The organism is Candidatus Paceibacterota bacterium, from assembly GCA_028697015.1.
GTDB lineage: Bacteria > Patescibacteriota > Minisyncoccia > Minisyncoccales > GWA2-38-27 > JAQVFW01.
This window is the reverse complement of the sequence record JAQVFW010000003.1, coordinates 58,184-77,042: the sequence shown is the minus strand read 5'-3', so window position 1 is coordinate 77,042 and position 18,859 is coordinate 58,184. Positions and strand designations below refer to the sequence as shown.

24 protein-coding genes and 1 pseudogene are annotated in these 18,859 nt (G+C 35.0%); 21 read left to right on the top strand and 4 right to left on the bottom strand.

Annotated elements, in window-relative coordinates; genetic code table 11:
• The 14 genes and pseudogenes from PHH50_01960 to PHH50_01895 form a co-directional block, all read left to right on the top strand.
• On the top strand, nt 1–294 hold a 294-nt coding region (locus PHH50_01960), incomplete at its 5' end, for a gamma-glutamyltransferase (GenBank protein MDD3729066.1).
• Between the two features lie 24 nt (nt 295–318).
• On the top strand, nt 319–894 hold the full coding sequence (gene yihA, locus PHH50_01955; protein ID MDD3729065.1) for a ribosome biogenesis GTP-binding protein YihA/YsxC: 576 nt from the start codon (nt 319–321) through the stop codon (nt 892–894).
• 31 nt (nt 895–925) lie between these two features.
• Entirely contained in the window at nt 926–1,657 is a 732-nt protein-coding gene (gene arsM, locus PHH50_01950) for an arsenite methyltransferase (GenBank protein ID MDD3729064.1), read from the top strand.
• A 22-nt stretch (nt 1,658–1,679) separates the two neighbouring features.
• Entirely contained in the window at nt 1,680–2,459 is a 780-nt protein-coding gene (locus PHH50_01945; protein MDD3729063.1) for a hypothetical protein, read from the top strand.
• A 63-nt stretch (nt 2,460–2,522) separates the two neighbouring features.
• Nucleotides 2,523–2,762 carry a DUF5652 family protein gene (locus tag PHH50_01940; protein ID MDD3729062.1) on the top strand — a complete coding sequence of 80 codons (240 nt, stop codon included), beginning with the start codon at nt 2,523–2,525 and terminating at the stop codon, nt 2,760–2,762.
• Complete coding sequence (locus tag PHH50_01935; protein MDD3729061.1) at nt 2,749–4,032, top strand: Glu/Leu/Phe/Val dehydrogenase; 1,284 nt, start codon at nt 2,749–2,751, stop codon at nt 4,030–4,032. The genes PHH50_01940 and PHH50_01935 overlap by 14 nt, the downstream gene beginning before the upstream one ends.
• An 18-nt stretch (nt 4,033–4,050) precedes the next feature.
• A complete protein-coding gene (locus PHH50_01930) occupies nt 4,051–4,911 on the top strand; it encodes a CAP domain-containing protein (protein ID MDD3729060.1) in 861 nt (286 codons plus the stop codon).
• Nucleotides 4,898–5,494, top strand: coding sequence for a stage II sporulation protein M (locus tag PHH50_01925; protein ID MDD3729059.1), 597 nt, complete (start codon nt 4,898–4,900; stop codon nt 5,492–5,494). The genes PHH50_01930 and PHH50_01925 overlap by 14 nt, the downstream gene beginning before the upstream one ends.
• A pseudogene (locus tag PHH50_01920) lies at nt 5,491–6,162 on the top strand (DNA alkylation repair protein). Before PHH50_01925 ends, PHH50_01920 begins: the two are co-directional and overlap by 4 nt.
• Nucleotides 6,163–6,291: 129 nt before the next feature.
• Nucleotides 6,292–7,251, top strand: coding sequence for a putative glycoside hydrolase (locus PHH50_01915; protein ID MDD3729058.1), 960 nt, complete (start codon nt 6,292–6,294; stop codon nt 7,249–7,251).
• Nucleotide 7,252: 1 nt separating this feature from the next.
• Nucleotides 7,253–8,512 carry an exodeoxyribonuclease VII large subunit gene (xseA, locus tag PHH50_01910; protein MDD3729057.1) on the top strand — a complete coding sequence of 420 codons (1,260 nt, stop codon included), beginning with the start codon at nt 7,253–7,255 and terminating at the stop codon, nt 8,510–8,512.
• Between the two features lies 1 nt (nt 8,513).
• Nucleotides 8,514–8,744 carry an exodeoxyribonuclease VII small subunit gene (locus PHH50_01905; protein MDD3729056.1) on the top strand — a complete coding sequence of 77 codons (231 nt, stop codon included), beginning with the start codon at nt 8,514–8,516 and terminating at the stop codon, nt 8,742–8,744.
• A gap of 6 nt (nt 8,745–8,750) precedes the next feature.
• Nucleotides 8,751–9,185 (top strand): hypothetical protein, encoded by a 435-nt coding sequence (locus PHH50_01900; protein MDD3729055.1) that lies wholly within the window; start codon nt 8,751–8,753, stop codon nt 9,183–9,185.
• Nucleotides 9,175–9,558, top strand: coding sequence for a metallopeptidase family protein (locus PHH50_01895; protein MDD3729054.1), 384 nt, complete (start codon nt 9,175–9,177; stop codon nt 9,556–9,558). Before PHH50_01900 ends, PHH50_01895 begins: the two co-directional genes overlap by 11 nt.
• A 6-nt stretch (nt 9,559–9,564) precedes the next feature.
• Here PHH50_01895 and PHH50_01890 read toward each other — a convergent pair whose 3' ends face one another.
• The 4 genes from PHH50_01890 to PHH50_01875 form a co-directional block, all read right to left on the bottom strand.
• Nucleotides 9,565–10,134 (bottom strand): elongation factor P, encoded by a 570-nt coding sequence (locus PHH50_01890; GenBank protein MDD3729053.1) that lies wholly within the window; start codon nt 10,132–10,134, stop codon nt 9,565–9,567.
• Entirely contained in the window at nt 10,131–11,066 is a 936-nt protein-coding gene (gene fmt, locus PHH50_01885) for a methionyl-tRNA formyltransferase (protein ID MDD3729052.1), read from the bottom strand. Before fmt ends, PHH50_01890 begins: the two co-directional genes overlap by 4 nt.
• On the bottom strand, nt 11,056–11,736 hold the full coding sequence (locus tag PHH50_01880) for a hypothetical protein (protein MDD3729051.1): 681 nt from the start codon (nt 11,734–11,736) through the stop codon (nt 11,056–11,058). Before PHH50_01880 ends, fmt begins: the two co-directional genes overlap by 11 nt.
• A 100-nt stretch (nt 11,737–11,836) precedes the next feature.
• Nucleotides 11,837–12,373: a hypothetical protein gene (locus tag PHH50_01875; GenBank protein ID MDD3729050.1), complete on the bottom strand. Its 537-nt coding sequence runs from the start codon at nt 12,371–12,373 to the stop codon at nt 11,837–11,839.
• A gap of 230 nt (nt 12,374–12,603) precedes the next feature.
• Between PHH50_01875 and PHH50_01870 the strand changes: the two genes are divergently transcribed.
• From PHH50_01870 to PHH50_01840, 7 genes are all read left to right on the top strand, one after another.
• Complete coding sequence (locus tag PHH50_01870; protein MDD3729049.1) at nt 12,604–13,110, top strand: hypothetical protein; 507 nt, start codon at nt 12,604–12,606, stop codon at nt 13,108–13,110.
• A 94-nt stretch (nt 13,111–13,204) separates the two neighbouring features.
• On the top strand, nt 13,205–13,720 hold the full coding sequence (gene thpR / locus PHH50_01865) for an RNA 2',3'-cyclic phosphodiesterase (protein MDD3729048.1): 516 nt from the start codon (nt 13,205–13,207) through the stop codon (nt 13,718–13,720).
• Nucleotides 13,717–15,033 (top strand): Mur ligase domain-containing protein, encoded by a 1,317-nt coding sequence (locus tag PHH50_01860; protein ID MDD3729047.1) that lies wholly within the window; start codon nt 13,717–13,719, stop codon nt 15,031–15,033. Before thpR ends, PHH50_01860 begins: the two co-directional genes overlap by 4 nt.
• A gap of 62 nt (nt 15,034–15,095) precedes the next feature.
• A complete protein-coding gene (locus PHH50_01855) occupies nt 15,096–15,236 on the top strand; it encodes a hypothetical protein (protein MDD3729046.1) in 141 nt (46 codons plus the stop codon).
• Nucleotides 15,237–15,355: 119 nt separating this feature from the next.
• Complete coding sequence (aspS, locus tag PHH50_01850; protein MDD3729045.1) at nt 15,356–16,780, top strand: aspartate--tRNA ligase; 1,425 nt, start codon at nt 15,356–15,358, stop codon at nt 16,778–16,780.
• A complete protein-coding gene (locus PHH50_01845; GenBank protein MDD3729044.1) occupies nt 16,767–17,657 on the top strand; it encodes a serine hydrolase in 891 nt (296 codons plus the stop codon). Before aspS ends, PHH50_01845 begins: the two co-directional genes overlap by 14 nt.
• A gap of 8 nt (nt 17,658–17,665) precedes the next feature.
• On the top strand, nt 17,666–18,724 hold the full coding sequence (locus PHH50_01840) for a hypothetical protein (protein ID MDD3729043.1): 1,059 nt from the start codon (nt 17,666–17,668) through the stop codon (nt 18,722–18,724).
• The last annotated feature ends 135 nt before the right edge of the window (nt 18,725–18,859 follow it).

Below are 18,859 nucleotides of genomic sequence, written 5' to 3'. Positions count from 1 at the left end.
TCGGTTGTTGAATTTGGACTGTCCGCCCAAGAGGCAATCAACAAACCTCGCTTTATAACCACCGCTTTTCCGGCAGGAACCTATCCGTATAATGTAAACAACGTTCTTCAAATGGAAAACGGCTTTCCTTCTGAAACCATTGAAAATTTAAAGTCAAAGGGGCATAATGTCACAGTTGGCACCGGAATTTTCGGCAGCGCCAATATGCTTGTTATTGATAAAGATAAGGAGGTGCAAATAGGAGCGGAATCGCGAGGCAGCTCTTATGGGAAAATAAAGGAAATAAATAATTAATTTTTTGCCTTTGGCAATAAAAATATGGAAATAAAAAAAGCGGAGTTTGCCAAAGGAGTTATAGGGGATGATTATGGGACAAAAGATAATTTGCCCCATATCGCTTTTTTTGGCCGTTCCAATGCCGGCAAATCAAGCGTTATTAATTCTTTAAGCGGCAAAAAGGATCTTGTAAAAACAAGCAAACTGCCCGGAAAAACAAGGGAAGCCAATTTCTTTAAGATTAACAATTCTTTCTATTTTGTTGATTTTCCCGGATACGGATATGCCAAGCGTTCAATATCAGAACGAAACAAAATGATAAAAAGAATCTTTTGGTATTTAAAATTTTCCAAATCAAAGCCAAATGCCGTTTTTCTTATCATAGACGCCAAAGTGGGGATTACTATTCTTGATAAAAACATGATTGAGGTTCTTTTGGAAAATAATCATAAGGTTGTCATTGTTGCAAATAAAATTGATAAATTAAAAAAAGAAAATAAAAAAGAGCGTTTCTTGCTTCTTCAAAAAGAAGCAAAAAATATTCCGGTTTTGGGATATTCCGCAAAAACAAACGAAGGCAAAGAAGAACTAATTGATAGAATTGCAAGTTTTTTATAAATTAAAACCTTTAAAATTAATTAAAACGATTATGAAAAAACCGGAAGAAATTAAAAAAATAGTTAAAGAAAAATATGCCAAGATAGCTACAGGTAGTTTGTGCTGTTCTTGCGGCTGTAAAACCGAAAATGATATTTCAAAAAGTATCGGATATTCCAATGAGGATGTTTTAATAGAGGGAAACCTTGGACTTGGATGTGGCAATCCTCTTGCCTTTAGTAAAATTAAAGAAGGGGATACTGTTCTTGATCTTGGCTGCGGGGCTGGTTTTGACTGTTTTCTTGCAGCAAAAAGGGTTAAAGAAAAAGGAAAAGTCATAGGAGTTGACATGACAAAGGATATGATTGAAAGAGCGAAAGAAAATGCCAAAAGACGCAAAGTAAAAAACGTTCAATTTATTTTAAGCGAAATAGAAGAAATGCCCATTAAAGACAACTCCATTGATATTATAATCACAAATTGCGTAATAAACCTTGCTCCTGATAAATTAAAAGTTTTTAAGGAGGCATATAGAGTTTTGAAAAAAGGAGGGAAAATATTTCTTTCTGATATTGTTTTGCTAAAAGAGCTTTCAGAGAAGCAAAAAAACGATGAAAATTTGCTTGCTGGCTGCGTGGCGGGAGCTCTCCTAAAAGAGGATTATCTTGCCAAGCTAAAAGAAGCCGGATTTAAGATAAACATTCTTAATGAAAACAGAAAAATAAGCAAGGAGCAGTACAATGGCATTGATCTTATGAGTTTAACCCTTGAAGCGGTAAAATAGATTTATAAAAAAATTAATTAATATGAAAAAAACCATTATTGTTTTAACTGTTCTTTTTGTAATTTTTTCCATCTTCTATATTTCCAAAAACAAAGAAGAAGTGGAAATTCCCGATAATGATTTAATAGCAAATAATGAATCTGTGATTGAAGGATATCTTCTGATAAACGTCCCTGGTCTGGAGCGGGACGTTTGGCATTTGCTTTATGAAGAGCCTGGCAAGCCTGCTTTATCCATTCCTTTACTATATGAAGACAAATCAAACTGGGAACCCGGAATGCGGGTTAAAATAACCGGGATTGAAAAAGAGGAAAAATTTGAAGTAATTTCGTTTGAAAAAATAGAAGAGGGAGAGAAAGATAATATTGAGCCGATAAGCATTGGAGGAGAAAAAGACGAATATGGCTGTTTCATTTCGGCAGGATATACTTTTTGCAAAGCAAAAGAAAGATGCGTCAGAATTTGGGAAGAGGGATGCGGAATAACAAGCATTCCGGCAAGCAGTAATAATGTTCCGGATAATGAAGATTCTTGCAGAGAAATGAAGGGAGAATGGGGAATTTTCGGACTTTCTCTTTTAAAGCAATGCAACTTGCCGACTTCAGACGCCATCAAGAATTGCTATAATGAAAGTGATTGTGAAGGGAGTTGTATCGCTAAATTGTCATCTGAAGAGGAAATTAGAGTAAAAAAAGGAGAATCTATTGAAAAAACCGGAAAATGTTCCATGTGGCTAAATACTTACGGATGTAATGCTTTTGTCAATGATGGAAAAGTTAGTGCCATACTTTGCGTTGATTAAAATAATTCTTCTTGAAAAGTTTTTCTTTTACTGTATTATCTATTAAAGATTAATTTATTTATTATGTATCAAACAACAACATATCAGTTATTGCTCATTATAGCGGTATTGTGGACTTTGCCATGGAAGGGAATTGCCCTTTGGAAGTCCGCCCGCAACGGGGAATTAGCTTGGTTTATCGCTCTTCTTGTTATTAATACTTTAGGCCTCTTGGAAATATTATACATCTTTTTTTTGGGAAAAAAGGATAAAAAAGACGAAATTTCTAATTTTAGCAAAATTGAAAACAATGAACATAAATAATCCGTTTGAAAACTTTGTTTCCCGAATAGAAAAAACGGCCAAATATCTTGGCCTTTCAAAAAAGGAAATTGAATCTTTAATTACCCCGGACAGGATTGTAGAAAAAAAGATAGAAGTTAAAATTGGAGATAAAAAAAAAGATGTCCCTGTTTTTAGGGTGCAGTTTGACAATAGCAGAGGACCCTACAAGGGAGGAATTCGCTTTCATGAAAAAGCGGACATTGATGAAGTAAAAGCCCTTGCCGGAGGAATGGCTTTAAAATGTGCTGTTGTCGATATTCCTTTGGGAGGAGCCAAGGGCGCAGTTCAGTTTAATCCCAAAGAATGCTCAAAAGAAGAAATAGAAGAAATAGCAAGATCTTTTGTCAGAGTTATGATTGATTATATCGGCCAAGATAAGGATATTCCTGCCCCCGATCTTTATACAAACTCGGAAATTATGGGATATATGCTTGACGAATATGAAAAACAAACAGGAAAAAGCCAGCCCGGGGTAATAACCGGAAAGCCCCTTATTCTTTTTGGATCTCTTTTGAGGGACTACGCAACCGCTCAAGGAGGTGTTTTTGCCCTAAAAGAAATTGTTTCTCTTTTGCAAAAAGATCCTTTAAAATTAAAAGTGGCTATTCAAGGATTTGGCAATGCCGGTTCCAATATTGCAAAAATACTTCACAAGGAAGGATATATTATCGTCGGTCTTTCAGATAGCAAAGGGGGAATGTACAGTCCTTATGGTCTTGATCCGATTGCCATAGATAAAATAAAAAAGGAGAATAAATCAATTGACAGTCTTTATTGCAAAGGGAGCGTTTGTGATTACGAACAAATGAAAAAAGACAATGTTACTCTTCTTTCAAATGAAGAGTTTTTAGAATGCGATTGTGATATTTTGATTCCGGCAGCTTTAGGGGGCCAGATTACCGAGAAAAATGCGGATAGAATAAAAGCCGGGATTATTCTTGAAATTGCAAACGGACCGACATCTCCTTTGGCAGATAATATTTTAAACAAAAAAGGAACAATCGTTATTCCTGATATTTTAAGCAATGCGGGAGGAGTTATAGTAAGTTATTTTGAATGGGTTCAAAACAGGCAGAATTACTACTGGAGCGAAGAAGAAGTTAAAGAAAAATTGGGGAAAATTATGGTCAGAGCTTTTGAAAACGCCTGGAAGATAAAAAGCCAGAGAGAAACATCTTTTAGAGAAGCGACTTACATTCTTGCCGTTTCGCGAATAATTGAAGCAAAAAAAGCAAGAGGAAGAGTTTAATTAAAAGCGAAGGAGCATATGAAAATTCTAAAATTCTTCTTATTTTTCATAATTCTAATAAGTATCTCCATTTTTGTCTCTCTTGTTGATTTTTCTTTTCTTATTCTTCGTTCTTTGGAAAAAAACGGCACTTTCGGAGAATTTATTATAGAAGCGGGAAAACAAGTGTTTCTTTCTTCTCCTCTTAGAATAAATACGGAAGAAATATATTTTCCCCTTGAAATATCAGAAACAATTAATATTACAAATAAACACAGGCAGGAAAACGGATTGCCGCCTCTTAAGGAAAATTCAAAACTTAATTCTTCGGCCCTGATTAAAAATGAAGACATGTGCCAAAACCAATATTTTGAGCATGACTCTCTTTCTAACGAAGGAGTGGGGGACTTGGCTAAAAAGACAGGATATGACTTTATTTTTATCGGCGAAAACTTGGCTTTGGGAGGGTTTAAAAGCGAAGAAGATCTTCTTTCATCATGGATGAACAGTCAAGGCCACAGGGAAAATATCTTAAGCAAGAATTACTCTGAAGTTGGCATTTCTCTTTTGAGATGCAATTTTGAAAATAAGAATGTCTGGCTTGCCGTTTCCCATTTCGGACTTCCTCTTTCTTCTTGCCCTATTGTAAATGAAAATCTTAAGACAAGGATTGATTTTAATAAAATAGAGCTTGATAACTTTTTGGAAAAGATTGAAACTCTCTATTCTGAAATTTCAGGGTTTGAAATAAAGGTGGGCCAGGAATACATAAAAAAAGTCAGAGAATACAATATGCTTGTTTCAACTTATAATATTCTTGTGAAGGAGACGGAAGAATTAGCAAATGGTTATAACAAGCAAATAGCTTTATTTAATAAATGCGTTGATGAATTTAGATAGAAAAATAAATTACAAGGAATATTTTTTTTCTCTTAAGCCATTTTTGGGCTTCTCTTTTTTAATATTCTTTTTTTCATTTATTAACGGCTATTTTTTAGGTGAAAAGGTTTTTGATAAAGACGGAATGTTTTTGGAAGAATTAAGAAAGATTGCTTCTTCGCTTGTTAATATGGGGAATATAGAGCTCTTTTTCTTTATTTTCATCAATAATACAGTTTCTTTATTTTTGACGGTTTTTTTAGGAATGCTATTTTCTATCTTTCCCTTCTTTGTTCTTCTTGTTAACGGGGGAATTCTAGGCATTTTATTTTTCTTTTTTCTTCAAAATTCCAATCTTAGCTTATTTTTGCTTGGAATTTTGCCTCACGGAATAATTGAAATCCCAATTTTAATAATTGGAGGAGCAATGGGATTTAAAATGGGCAAAACCATGATAAGCGTTCTTTTTAAAAAAAAGGGAGATTTAAGAGAAGAAATTTCTCTTTCTTTTGTCTTTTTTGCAAGATTTTTATTCCCTCTTATTGCAATAGCCGCTCTTGTTGAAGTTTTTATAACCGGATCAATCTTAGACATAATGAAATGATTGAAAAAGAGATTCAAAAATTAAAGAATAAAAAAAGAGCTAAAGCTTGCAGTAGATATTTTAAAACGAAAAAAGGGGAGTATGGAGAAGGAGATGTTTTTCTCGGGGTAGACGTTCCTTCTTTAAGGATAATTTCTAAAAAATATTTTAAAGAAATACCCTTAAAAAAAGTGTCAGAATTGCTGAAAAGCAATATTCATGAATATAGGTTTACCGCCCTTGTTATTCTAGTTGAAAAATACAAGGTTATGAAAAAAAAGGAAATCTTTTCTTTCTATCTTAAAAACATCAAAGGAGTAAATAATTGGGATTTGGTTGATACGAGCGCTCCGAAAATAATTGGCGATTTTCTCCAAGATAAAGAAAAGGATATCTTGTATGATTTTGCAAAATCAAAAGACATTTGGAAAAGAAGGATAGCCATAATATCAACCCTTTCTTTTATTTCTAAAAATGAATTTAAAGATGCTCTGAAAATTTCAAAGATTTTACTTGAAGACGACAATGATTTGATTAATAAGGCAACCGGATGGGTTCTAAGAGAAGTTGGCAAAAAAAATAAAAAAGCCCTTCTTGATTTTTTACAAAAGAACAAAGGAAAAATGAAAAGAACAACATTAAGATACGCAATTGAAAAATTAAAAGAAAAGGAAAGAAAAGAGTGGCTGAAAAAGGGAACGGTTTCAATCTTCCTTTCTTTTTTGGTTTCAATGGGAGTTTTCGGCTCTTCTCTTTTTCTTTTAAGCGAAAAAGCAAGAGAGGAAAGAAAAGAAGGGGCAATAGTTGAATCAATATACATGACCGGCTGGACAGCAAGCAGTAAAAGCAGGACCAGTGATATGCTTGAAATTGTAAAGAATACAAGAATTAATTCTGTAGTTATAGACATTAAGGATTATTCCGGATACGTTTTTTATAAAACAAACGTTCCGGAAGTTAAAGCATATGGAGCGGAAAAGATAATAATCCCAAATATTGAAGAATTGATTGAAAAGTTTCACAACGAGAAAGCGTATGTCATTGCAAGAATGGTTATTTTTCAGGACCCGGTTTTGGCAAGAGCAAGGCCCGATATTGCAATAAGAAGAAAATTTAATCCAAACGTTCTTTGGACCGATAAATCAGGGCTTACTTGGATTGACCCTTCAAGCAAAGAGGCGTGGGAGTATAATTTGAAAATAGCAAAAGATGCATTTGAAAAAGGATTTGATGAAGTTAATTTTGATTACATTAGATTCCCTTCCGACGGCAATTTAAAGGACATGGATTTTCCCCTTTGGGACGGAGAGAAACAAAAAAGAGCTATTATCAGGGATTTTGCACAATATCTTAGAAGGGGGACAATGGGCAAAAATCTTTCCGTTGATTTGTTCGGGCTTGTTACCGTAAACAGCGATGATTTGGGAATAGGCCAGGTTCTTGAAGATTTTGTCCCTTTTTTCGACTATATTTCCCCAATGGTTTATCCGTCCCATTATGCTCATGGATTCAGAGGATACGCCAATCCGGCGGAATATCCTTATGAAGTGGTTTATTATTCAATGAAAAGGGCAAAAGAGAGAATTGATGCCTTGCCTTATGAAAAAAAAGCCAAATTGCGTCCCTGGCTTCAGGATTTTAACCTTGGGGCCGTTTATGACGAGCAAATGGTAAAAAGCCAGATAAGAGCCGTCTATGACGCCTTAAAAGAAGATTTTAAGGGGTATATGCTTTGGAATCCGAGAAATATTTATACAAGAGGAGCGATTAAATATTAAAATGGATAATTCGATTCTTTCCGTTTCACAATTTATAACCCGTATTAATATCGGATTGAAAAAGGCGAAGGTAAAAATAATAGGGGAGGTTGGCAGGGCAGATGTCGGCCCAAAGGGGCATGTCTATTTTACTCTTAGAGATGAAAACAAGCAAAGCGTTATAAGTTGCGCTATTTGGAAATTTAAATATGACCTTTTTGGAATTGAACTGAAAGAAGGCCTTAAAGTAATAATTTCCGGAGCTCCGGAAATATATCCTTCTACCGGGCGTCTTTCTTTAATAGTTACTTCTTTAGAGATTGCAGGAGAAGGCGTTCTGAAGAAAGAATATGAAAAATTAAAAAAGAAGCTTTCTGAAGAAGGAATTTTTGCTCCCGAAAGAAAAAGAGAAATTCCCCAGTATCCCAAAAAAATAGGGCTTATTACTTCTTTAAGAGGAGCGGTAATTGCCGATTTTTCCAATAATCTTGGAAAGTACGGCTTTGAGGTGAAAATAATTGATTGTCGGGTTGAAGGACAAGAGGCCGTTTCCGATATTCTGGGAGCCATTAGGACTTTTAAGAAGAAAGATATAGAACTGCTTGTCATAATGAGAGGAGGAGGGGCTCTTGAAACATTGGCTCCTCTTATGCCTTTTAATAATGAAAAATTAGTAAGGGAGGTAGCAAAGTTTCCCGTTCCGGTAATTTCGGCCATTGGCCATCATAAAGATGTTCCTCTTCTTTCTATGGCTTCTGACCTTAATGTTTCAACTCCAAGTATTGCCGCGACGACCATAAATAGATCGTGGGATAATCTTCTTTCTTTTTTAGAGAATGAAGAAAGAAAAATATTTTATAGTTATCAGGATATTTTAAAAAAAGGGGAAGAAAGCTTAAAAACGATTGCAACTCTGATTAAGGATTCCAAAGAGCTGATTTTTAAAAAATATGAAGAAATTGAAAATAAGCTGAGGGTTTCTTATTTTGTCTTTAAAAATAATATCATTAATGTTAAAATAAACTTTGAAGGCAAAAAAAATAAAATTATTCTTGATATGGAAAGATGCCTTGATGAAGCTATAAATTATCTAGAGAAAACGGAAAAGATTGTTTTTGCCAATAGCCCCGAAAGGCAGCTTTCTTTGGGCTATAGCATAACAAGAGCAAAGGGAAAAATATTAAAAAGCGTTCAAGGGTTATTAGAGGGAGAGGAAATTAGCGTTGCGCTTAAAGACGGAAGCGTTATTTCAAATGTTAAAAAAATAATTAAGAAAAATTAAAATGGCAAAAGAAAACAATCCAAAAGACCTAAATGAAAGCTTAAAGCGCCTTTCCGAGATATCTTTTTGGTTTGAAAACCAGAAGGAAATTGACGTTGAAGAAGGATTAAAAAAAGTAAAAGAAGCAGCGGAGCTTATGAAGCTTGGCAGAAAGCGCCTTAAGGATATAGAAAACGAATTTGAAGAAATAAAAAGGGAAATAGAAGTTGAGGAAGAGAAAGAAAACCTTTGAAAAAATATGAAAACTCTTATTATTTACGCATCTTTAAGGGGAGGAAAAATAGAGAAGTTTGCGCATATTATAGGAAAAGAAATAGGGGCGGAGATTGTCCCTTATTATAAAGCCAAAACTGAAAAAGTCATTGAAGCGGACATTTTGGGATTTGGCTTTAATGTTTATAAAGGAGGAATAAACAGCGATTTTCTTAATTTTATAAAAAACCTTCCTTATCAAAAAAAGAAAGTATTTATTTTCTGGCTTCCTAAAAGCTTTTTTACTTTCTTTTTAAAAAGGCGCGTCAAAAAAATGAAGAATCTCTTAAATAAAAAGGGCTTTAACGAAATAAAAGAGCTTGAATGTAAAGATTGCGGATTTTTTAATAAAAAAGACATGAATGAAAAAGATATAGAAGATGCTAAATATTTTGCAAAGAAACTGATATATGGAGGATAAGGAATTTGAAAAACTTGTAAGGCAAGGCATAGAATTAATTCCTCAAAAGTTCTTAGAAAAGATGGATAATGTTGAAATCTGCATAGAAGATTCTCCAAATAAAGAGCAATTAAAGGAACTGGGAATGAGAAGGGGGGATTTTCTTTTCGGACTTTATGAAGGGATACCGAAAACGGAAAGGTGGGGATATGGACTTTCTCTTCCTGATAAAATTACAATATTCAAAAAGCCGATAGAAAAATACGCTAGAAATAGCGAGGAAATAAAAGAAACGGTCAAAAAGACCATTTGGCATGAAATTGCTCATCATTTCGGGTTTGATGAGGAAAAGGTGAACATTCTTGAAAAGAGAAAGTTTAAAAAAAAGAGATAAAAGATATTATCCTTTTTCTACTCTTCTTACGTATTCTTTAGTTTCAGTATTTATCTCAATTATGTCTCCTTCTTCAATAAAAAGAGGGACGTTAATTTCCTTGCCTGTTTCAAGAACTACTGCTTTTGTTCCTCCTTGGGCCCTGTCTCCTCTTATTCCAGGGGGCGCCGACTGCACTTTAATTTTTATTTTAATCGGCAAATTGATATTTACTATTTTATCATTGAAAACGACTCCTTCAACTTCCATGTTCGGTTTTAAAAGCTTTGCTATCTCTTTTATTTTACTTTCATCCATCTCGAATCTTTTTTTAGAATCGGAGCTTTCAGAAAAGAAATATTTATCTCTGTGAGAATAAAGAAATTTGCAGTTTATTCTTGATATTTCCGCTTCCTCAAAAATATCAGAAGGGTGAAAGGTTTTTGAAAGTATTTCTCCGGTGATAAGGTTTTTCATTTTTGCCTGAAGAACGGAATGCCCTCTTCCTTTAAACATTGAAGAGGCCTCGACTATTTCATACGGGTTTTTGTCTATCAATATTCTTATTCCTTTTTCAATTTTTGAGTATGGAATCATAGTTTTGTTTTTATAAAATCGTTATTTCCCATCAGGAAATCTTTTCCGGAGACGGGATTTTTGCCTTCTACTTGTATTTTTTTTAAAATAAGGGCTCCTTCTTTGCATTTTACGGCGGGGAATTTGTCTTTGGATTTAAAAACTTCCCCCTTTTTGAAGTTTTCCTCCTTTATCGCTTCAGATTCAATAATCTTTATTCGTAAAAAACTTTTATCATTTTTTTTCCAAAAAGTAAATACTCCGGGCCATGGCGTGAATGCTCTTATTTTCCTTTCTATTTCTTTTGCTGTTTTATCCCAGCTTATTTTACCGTCCTCTTTCCTTATTATCTTACTATAGGTTGCCTTTTTATCGTCTTGTTTTTCCAGCTTTACATCTTTACTTATGATTTTTGGAATTGTTTCAAGTAAAAGTAAAAGAGAAAGAGCGGCAATTTTATCTAAAAGTGAAAAAGAAGTGTCTTTAGGGAAAATTGATATTTCTTTTTTTGCAATTATATCTCCTTCATCCATTTTTTCGTTCATTTTGAAAATAGAAACGCCGGTTTTTTCATCTCCGCTTAAAATGGCAAATTGAACAGGGGAGGGCCCTCTGTATTTTGGCAAAAGGGAAGGGTGGATATTGTAAGAACCGTATTTTGGCAGATTAATGATGTTTTCTGGCAGTATTTTCGAATAGGCGGCAACAATAATAATATCGGGAGAAATTTTTTTCAGTTCTTTGTAAATTTCATCCTTTTTTTCTTTTTGGAGAACTTTTATCTTATGCTTTTGAGCGATAATTTTTGTTTCGGGAATCGCAATTTTTCCTCTGTTTCCAAGACGGTCTTTTTTTGTAACAAGAAGACAGGGCTTGAATTTTGATTTTGCAAGCCCTTCAAGTATAACGGCTCCAAAACGGGGAGTGCCAAAAAATACAATTTTACTTTCCATTTCCATTTTTTAAAACAGATTTTTTATCTTCTACTTTCCATTCTATCTCAGAATCTTTTCCGGCAAATTCAAGCCAATCGTTTTGAGGAGTGATTACAAACCATTTTTTCTTCATTTTTGAAAAAACCATTGGATTCTCTCTGTAAAAGGGCTTTTTGACTATTTCTTTTGGCTTCAAATTGCCAAGTTCAAGCCATTTTTTAAAAACTGTTTCTATTGCATAATCCAGATCTCTTGAATTTGCCCAATCGGCTACTTTTGTAATGGCCTTTTTTGCCTTTTCAACTGAACCGGAAAGCTCCAAGAGCTGTTTTGCCGGTTTTGTATATCTTGAATAAATAATCTTTGCTTTTTTAGCATTCTTCTTAAGAAGAGACAATGAGACCCCTTTTGTTTTGAAATAGTGGGTGATTATCTGTCTTATCGCCGTTTCTTTCTTTAGTTCTTCGTAATACTTGATTTTTCCGGTTTTAATGAATTCTTCTATTTTTTCACTTATGCTTTTTCCTATTCCTTTTATTTTTTTCAGTTCAATTTTTGAAATATCTTCTTTGATTTTTTCTATTTCAAAGGCGGCTTTTTTGTAAGCTGCCGGTTTAAAAGGGACTCCTTTAATTTCCAAAAGGTCGGCTGTATCTTTTAGAATTTGAATAATCTTTTTATTTCTCATATACGGCATTTTATCATTCTTTAGGGTGTTTGAATAGGGCAAGTAAAAGAAGAGGCGGCCTTGCTTTGCAAGACCGCCTTGTTTTTACAGAGACGCTTTCTTAGGCCTTGGGATAGAATCCCTCGGCCGAGAAAAGGACTACGCCTTCCGGAAAACCGTCCTCGTCGGTGGTTTCCCAAGCTTGGCAATGTCCGGCTTGAATTAGGGGAAATTCCTCGAGAAGGAGAGCAGTGAAACGCTTGGCGTTTCTTACCCTGAGAGAATTGTGCCTCTCAAGGTCACCGAAGCTTCCTCCCTCATCTCCCCAGAAAAAAAGAACAATTTTCTGAACTTCCTCGTCCGTGAGATCTCGAGAGATCTCGTAGAAGAGGTACTGAGGAACTCCTCCATAGAGCTCTCTCAAAAAATCCTCTTTCCCTTCGGGGTCGCGCCAGTTTTTGGCGCTTTCAAGGAGATGTTTTGCGGAACGAATCTTCTTGTTCCACTCTACCTTCTTCTTCCTGGCCTCCATGTGCCAGGACTTCATCTCCTCGACCCTTCTTCTTGTCTCTTCCTTCTCCTTTTGCAATCGCGTAAAAACGCGGAAAGCAAAGAAGAAGAAAGCAATGACAATTATCACAACTGCAAGCTCTGCCATGGCTTTTCCTTTCTTAATCAGCCATGATTGTCCGTTTAAAATCTGCTACATAAGCAGTTGAAGGCCGGACAAATACCTTCTTACTCTTATTGCATTATAGCATATTGTGTTATTTTGTCAAATAATTAGCTTGACAAAATTAAAATAACTAGTATAATTTAAGACAAGAAAGATTGCTCAGAATGTTTCTGTGCAAAAGGAGGTTGTTCTTTTTTTGAAAGGAGAGACATATGTCTCGGTTCAATTTCTTGCTAACTATTGGCTTTGCTTTTTTTTGCCTTTTGATGGCAAGTATCATTGTCAAGCAGTACAAAGGTTGTGCAGCTTACAATGAAACAAGGTCTTATTGCCGTGAGGCCCGAGACCGGAGCATTGAGATTACAAGACGTCTTGTTTTCCCTTATGTCAATGACCTTATTGAGAGAAAAGTTCCTCTTGACAGAGAGTGCTTAACTCAAAACAAGTTTAAGAGAAACGCTCCTTTTTGGGGGGCGATTGCGATCATTGAAAGGTCCGTTGATACGGATCCTAACCTTGCTTCTCTTTCTTATTTTGAGAGGAATGAATATATGCAGGAAAGGACTCCTGCGTATGTCATCATGGAGATGGCAAGCGCTTTAGAGGATCTTGAGTACGGTCTCAGGCACTATAAGGATGAGGAAGCGGCTTTGCTTCTTTATTCAAAAAGGGATCGTATGGAGGAAGCTCTAAGAGAGGCCGATTCTTGGCCTCGCTGAGAAAATCCTTCTTTCTTTTTTCTACCCCTTGCGCAATTTCGTGAGGGGCTTTTTCTTGCCTCTTTTAAATTCTCTGCTACAATTAAGTAATCTTATGAGAATTTTTACGGCAATAAATTTAGATAATGAAACTAAAAAAAACCTAAGGGAAAAACAAGAGAGAATAAAAGAAATTGTTGATTTTCCGATTAGCTGGACAGATGAGAATAATTTTCACATAACGCTTCTTTTTTTAGGTTCCTTAAGAAAAGAAGAATTGGAAAATATTTTGAAGGAAACGGAAAAAAAAGCGAAAGAATTTTCTCCTTTTTCTTTTTCTTTTGATAAGATAACTTACTTTTCCAAAGAAGCTCCTAAAATGATTTGGGCAAAAGGGAAAATATCAAAAGAAATTGAAGAACTTTCAATAAAGGGAATTATTCCTCATGTTACTCTTGGCAGAATAAAAAGAGAAGCAATTGAAACTCTAAGTCGCGAGGATTTGCCGGAAATAGAAAAAGAAATTGATATTTCTTTTAATGTTTCTTCAATTGAAATTATGGAAAGCAATCTTAGAAAAGGAAAAGCAATTCACAAAGTTATAGCGTCTTTTCCTTTTAAAAAAATATGAAAATACACTTTGTCGGGATAAGCGGGATAGGGATATCGGCTCTTGCCGGATATTATTTAGAAAAAGGGAATGAAATAACGGGCTCTGACCTTTCTCTTTCTGAAACTGCAAATGAACTAAAAAAAAGGGGAGTGAAAATATTTCTTGGACATAAAAGTTCAAACCTAAAAAAGGAAACAGATTTTTTGGTTTATTCTTCCGCCGTTAAAAAAGATAATCCCGAGATTTTGGAAAGTAAAAAAAAGGGGATTAAGGCCTTAAGCTACCCGGAGGCCTTAGGAAATCTTACAAAAGAATATTATACTGTCGCTTTTTCCGGAACTCACGGAAAAAGCACTACTACGGCGATGTTCTCTTTGATTGCGATTGGAGCCAATCTTGACCCGACTATAATCATAGGGACAAAGTTAAAAGAGCTTAAAAACAGAAATTACAGAGTGGGGAAAAGCAATCTTTTGATAATAGAATCAGATGAATGGAACGCTTCTTTTCTTAAATACAGTCCTGATATTGCTGCAATAAACAATATAGAAAGAGACCATCTTGATTATTACAAAAACCTTAATCATATTATAGGGACGTTTAAAAAGTATGTAGGCAATGTTAAAAGAGGGGGATTTCTGGTTTTAAACAAAGACGATAAAAATGTTTTGAAGCTGAAAAGAAAAAATTTAAAAACGATTCAATTTTCCTTAAAGCAAAAAGAAGCCGGCAAGATTAGAAAAATATTAAAAGTGCCAGGAGAGCATAATGTATATAATGCTCTTTGCGCTCTTTCTGCTTCAAGAGCAGTTGGAATAGAGGACAAGGTTTCATATAAATACTTGTCGTCATTTAGGGGCACCTGGCGCCGTTTTGAAGAAAAGAAAATAAACGGCCTTACTATTATAAACGACTATGCCCATCATCCGACAGCAATAAAAGAAACATTAAAAGCGGCAAGAGATAAATTCAAAAGAAAGAGAATTTGGTGTATTTTCCAACCTCACCAAATCGAAAGAACAAAACTTCTTTTTAACGATTTTGTTAAGGTTTTTTCCTCTTTTAAAGCGGAGAAAATAATAATTATTGATATTTATGATGTTCCGGGAAGAGAAAAGAATAATAATAAAAGAAAGGTAAGTTCTAAAAACCTTGTTGAAAAAATAAATCAAAAGAACATAATATATTTGCAAAAGGATAAGGTTAAAAAATATATTATGGAAAGTATTTCCGAAATTGACGTTCTTATTATAATGGGGGCGGGGGATATATACGAATTTGGAAAAGTTTTTAACACTTTTAACTTGACAAAAAAAGCGCCAAAAAGGTAATATGAATGAAAAGAAAAGCATAAGGTCGAAAAATAAAACACTAAACAAGAGATAATAATCAAATGTTAAATTTATTTCTTTTGGCGGCCGCGGTAATTGCAGTTGGTCTTCTGGTCTACTATTTTATGGCAAAGAAAGGAAAACAACCTCCTTCCAATTCTTCTTCCGGTTCTCAAATGCCTCCAGAAAACCCGATGATGTAAGGTAGCTTTGTTTTTAAAAGCGTCTCTTTAAAAAAAGAGGCGTTTTTTATTCTTTATTTTTTCTATTAAAAGCAAAAAAGCCAGCTTTACTACTTTCTAAAAATTTGTATAATGAAAAAATGAAAAGATTACTAAATATAGAAACAAAAAACAGTGTTGGCAAGACAGTTAAGGTTTCCGGTTTTATTGATTCTGTCAGAGTTCACGGCAAGACTATTTTTTTTGATTTGCGCGATAAAAGCGGCCTTCTTCAGGTTGTCTTTACCTCTTCAAACAAAGAATTATACTCTCTTGTTCAGAAAGTTCGTCCCCAATTTGTTGTTGAGATAACGGGGAAGGTTTCGGAAAGACCGGATAAAATGGTAAACCCTAATCTTCAAACAGGAACAGTTGAACTTCAAGGTGAAACTTTAAATATTTTAAGCGAGGCAAAAACGCCTCCTTTTGAAATAGACAAAGATACAATTGTTGTAAATGAAGAAACGCGCCTGCGTTATCGTTATCTTGATTTGCGAACCGAAAGAATGAAGAAAAATCTTTTTTTTCGCAGTCAGGTTACCTTATTTATCAGAAATTATTTAAATAAGGAAGGATTTACGGAAATTCAAACTCCGATTCTTTCCAAATCAACTCCGGAAGGAGCCAGGGATTATTTGGTTCCTTCCCGTCTTAATCCAGGAAAGTTTTTTGCCCTTCCCCAGTCGCCCCAGCAATACAAGCAATTGCTTATGATAGCCGGATTTGAGAAATATTTCCAAATTGCTCCTTGTTTTAGGGATGAGGACGCAAGAGCCGACCGCAGCCCGGGAGAATTTTATCAGCTTGATATTGAAATGTCTTTCATAGAACAAGAGGATATTTTAAATTTAATTGAAAATCTTTATACAAAGATGATTGAATCCCTTTTTCCGGAAAAGCATTTTACCTTCAAACCTTGGCCCCGTCTGAAATATGAAGAGGTAATGGAAAAATACGGCAGCGATAAACCTGACTTGAGAAAAGATAAAAACGATAAAAATGAGCTTGCATTCGCTTTTGTCGTTGATTTTCCCCTCTTTAAAGCTCAAACAGCAGACGACTATTTCCACGGTTCCGGAAAAGCAAAGTTTGCTCCTTCGCATCACATGTTTACTTTGGCAAAGAAAGAAGATATTGAACTGCTTGATAAAGACCCTCTGAAGGTAAAATCATATCAGCATGATCTTGTTTTAAATGGATATGAAGTTGGAGGAGGAAGCATAAGAATACATGATCCTAAAGTTCAAGAAAAGATTTTCGACCTTATCGGATTTAACAAAGAACAGAAAGAAAGGTTTTCTTATTTCCTTGAGGCCTTTAAGTATGGCGCTCCTCCGCATGGAGGAATAGCATCGGGACTTGAACGGCTTATGATGATTCTTATGGGAGAGCCCAATCTTCGCGAAGTAATGGCTTTTCCTCTTACGGGAGACGGAAGAGATCCTATGACGGGCGCTCCTTCGCAGGTTTTCAAAGAGCAACTGGAGGATTTAAAAATCAAGATTGAGAGGAATGAGAAACTTTAATTTTTTTCTAGCGTCTTTTTTTATTGGCTTTGTTTATTTTGGAATTTTGACTTTTACGGCTATAAAAGCAGAACAGGTTCTTTCTTTAACGGCTAACCTATATTATTATTCTGAGCCCTTGCCTTTAAAAAATCCTTACAAGGAGATTTTGAAAGAAATTGAAATTGACGCAAGAGCAGTAGTATCTTTAAAGGTGGATAAAAACGGAAAAGAAACTATTCTTTATAAAAAAAACGAAGATGCTCTTTTGCCGATTGCCTCTTTGACAAAATTAATGACTGCGCTTGTTATCTTTGACCTTAAAGAAACATATAATCCTTTTTTATCTTTGCCTATTTCAAAAGAAGCCGCTTTTCAAAAAGGAGTTTCTATTCTTTCTGAAGGAGAGCTTTTAACGGTGGAGGCCTTGGTTCATATTTCTCTTATTGAATCAAGCAATGATGCCGCTTTTGCTCTTTCTGAAATGATAGGAGAAGAAAACTTTGTTAATTTGATGAATATTTATGCAAAGAATATCGGCCTTGAAAAAACAAAATTTATCAATTCTACGGGCCTCAATGACGGGAAAGAGAACCTTTCAACCGCAAACGATGTTGCACTTCTTGCAAAAACTATAAAAGAAAATTACCCTCAGATTTTCGAAATTACGAGAAAAAAAGAGTATGAGGTTTTAAAGCCGAATGGGTCTTTCCGCCATCTTTCAAAAAATACCAATGTTCTTCTTTTTGAATATCCGCAAATATCAGGAGGAAAGACCGGATTTACAAATGAGGCAAAAGGATGTCTTGTTATTATAGTAGATACGAAAGACGGGTATATCATAAATATTATTTTAGGGGCAAACGATAGGTTTGAAGAGATGAGGAAATTAATATAATAAGCTATATGTCTGAAATTACGATAAATATAATAAAAATATTTACCTTGGCGACTGCCGGATTTGTTTTAGCTTTCCTTGTCGCTCCTTTTTATATCTCTTTTTTATACAAAACAAAAGCATGGAGAAAAGAAATTAGAACAAAATCAATAGACGGAAAAGAAATTCCTTTTTTTATAAAATTTCATGAAAAAAAAGAGATTTATACTCCTCGCCTTGGAGGAGCGCTTATTTGGGGATCCGTTTTGCTTGTCTCCTTTGTCTTTTTTATTCTTTCGTATACAAATATATGGTGGTTTCAAAAGCTTAATTTTTTAAGCAGGTCCCAAACATGGCTTCCTCTCTTTGCTCTTATTGCCGCATCCTTGGTTGGTCTTGTTGACGATGTTTTGCAGGTTTTCGGGAAAGGAAAATACATAGGAGGAGGACTTCGTTTGAAGTTCCGCCTTTTTTTGGTTTTTCTAATAGGGCTTATCGGATCTGTTTGGTTTTATTACAAGCTTGGATTTGAGACCATTCACGTTCCTGGGATGGGGGATTTTTACATTGGAATATGGTATGTTCCTTTTTTTATTCTTGTCACTCTTGCCGTTTATAGCGGCGGGGTCATTGACGGACTGGACGGACTTTCCGGAGGTGCTTTTGCTTCAATGTTTACCGCCTTTGCCGGCATTGCTCTGTTTAGGGGACAAATCGACCTTGCTTCTTTTTGTCTTGTTGTAACCGGAGCTATTTTGGCTTTTTTATGGTTTAATATCCCTCCTGCAAGATTTTATATGACAGAAACAGGAACAATGGGTCTTTGCGCCGCTTTAACGGTAGTTGCCTTTTTAACAGATTCGGTTTTGGTTCTTCCTATAATCGGATTTTTACTTGTCATAGAATCGGGGTCTGTCATTCTTCAGCTTCTTTCAAAGAAATTTCTGAAAAAGAAATTGTTTCTTGCCGCTCCCTTACATCATCATTTTGAAGCAAAAGGATGGCCTCATTACAAAGTAACGATGAGGTTTTGGGTTGTAGGCGTTGTTATGGCCATAATCGGCGTAACTATACGACTGATAGGATAACTTTTTACATATGAAAAAACAGCTTCCAGATTATATGCTTCTCGGAGTTTTTATAACTCTTGTTGTTTTCGGAATTTTGTTTTTGACCGGAGCTTCGGCTATTCCTTCCCAGATAAAAGCCGGGAGGCCTGATTA

Bases quoted from the DNA above. Each gene is read 5' to 3' on its own strand.
- yihA (MDD3729065.1), top strand. From the start codon at position 319: ATGGAAATAAAAAAAGCGGAGTTTGCCAAAGGAGTTATAGGGGATGAT.
- arsM (MDD3729064.1), top strand. From the start codon at position 926: ATGAAAAAACCGGAAGAAATTAAAAAAATAGTTAAAGAAAAATATGCC.
- PHH50_01945 (MDD3729063.1), top strand. From the start codon at position 1,680: ATGAAAAAAACCATTATTGTTTTAACTGTTCTTTTTGTAATTTTTTCC.
- PHH50_01940 (MDD3729062.1), top strand. From the start codon at position 2,523: ATGTATCAAACAACAACATATCAGTTATTGCTCATTATAGCGGTATTG.
- PHH50_01935 (MDD3729061.1), top strand. From the start codon at position 2,749: ATGAACATAAATAATCCGTTTGAAAACTTTGTTTCCCGAATAGAAAAA.
- PHH50_01930 (MDD3729060.1), top strand. From the start codon at position 4,051: ATGAAAATTCTAAAATTCTTCTTATTTTTCATAATTCTAATAAGTATC.
- PHH50_01925 (MDD3729059.1), top strand. From the start codon at position 4,898: ATGAATTTAGATAGAAAAATAAATTACAAGGAATATTTTTTTTCTCTT.
- PHH50_01915 (MDD3729058.1), top strand. From the start codon at position 6,292: ATGACCGGCTGGACAGCAAGCAGTAAAAGCAGGACCAGTGATATGCTT.
- xseA (MDD3729057.1), top strand. From the start codon at position 7,253: ATGGATAATTCGATTCTTTCCGTTTCACAATTTATAACCCGTATTAAT.
- PHH50_01905 (MDD3729056.1), top strand. From the start codon at position 8,514: ATGGCAAAAGAAAACAATCCAAAAGACCTAAATGAAAGCTTAAAGCGC.
- PHH50_01900 (MDD3729055.1), top strand. From the start codon at position 8,751: ATGAAAACTCTTATTATTTACGCATCTTTAAGGGGAGGAAAAATAGAG.
- PHH50_01895 (MDD3729054.1), top strand. From the start codon at position 9,175: ATGGAGGATAAGGAATTTGAAAAACTTGTAAGGCAAGGCATAGAATTA.
- PHH50_01890 (MDD3729053.1), bottom strand. From the start codon at position 10,134: ATGATTCCATACTCAAAAATTGAAAAAGGAATAAGAATATTGATAGAC.
- fmt (MDD3729052.1), bottom strand. From the start codon at position 11,066: ATGGAAAGTAAAATTGTATTTTTTGGCACTCCCCGTTTTGGAGCCGTT.
- PHH50_01880 (MDD3729051.1), bottom strand. From the start codon at position 11,736: ATGAGAAATAAAAAGATTATTCAAATTCTAAAAGATACAGCCGACCTT.
- PHH50_01875 (MDD3729050.1), bottom strand. From the start codon at position 12,373: ATGGCAGAGCTTGCAGTTGTGATAATTGTCATTGCTTTCTTCTTCTTT.
- PHH50_01870 (MDD3729049.1), top strand. From the start codon at position 12,604: ATGTCTCGGTTCAATTTCTTGCTAACTATTGGCTTTGCTTTTTTTTGC.
- thpR (MDD3729048.1), top strand. From the start codon at position 13,205: ATGAGAATTTTTACGGCAATAAATTTAGATAATGAAACTAAAAAAAAC.
- PHH50_01860 (MDD3729047.1), top strand. From the start codon at position 13,717: ATGAAAATACACTTTGTCGGGATAAGCGGGATAGGGATATCGGCTCTT.
- PHH50_01855 (MDD3729046.1), top strand. From the start codon at position 15,096: ATGTTAAATTTATTTCTTTTGGCGGCCGCGGTAATTGCAGTTGGTCTT.
- aspS (MDD3729045.1), top strand. From the start codon at position 15,356: ATGAAAAGATTACTAAATATAGAAACAAAAAACAGTGTTGGCAAGACA.
- PHH50_01845 (MDD3729044.1), top strand. From the start codon at position 16,767: ATGAGAAACTTTAATTTTTTTCTAGCGTCTTTTTTTATTGGCTTTGTT.
- PHH50_01840 (MDD3729043.1), top strand. From the start codon at position 17,666: ATGTCTGAAATTACGATAAATATAATAAAAATATTTACCTTGGCGACT.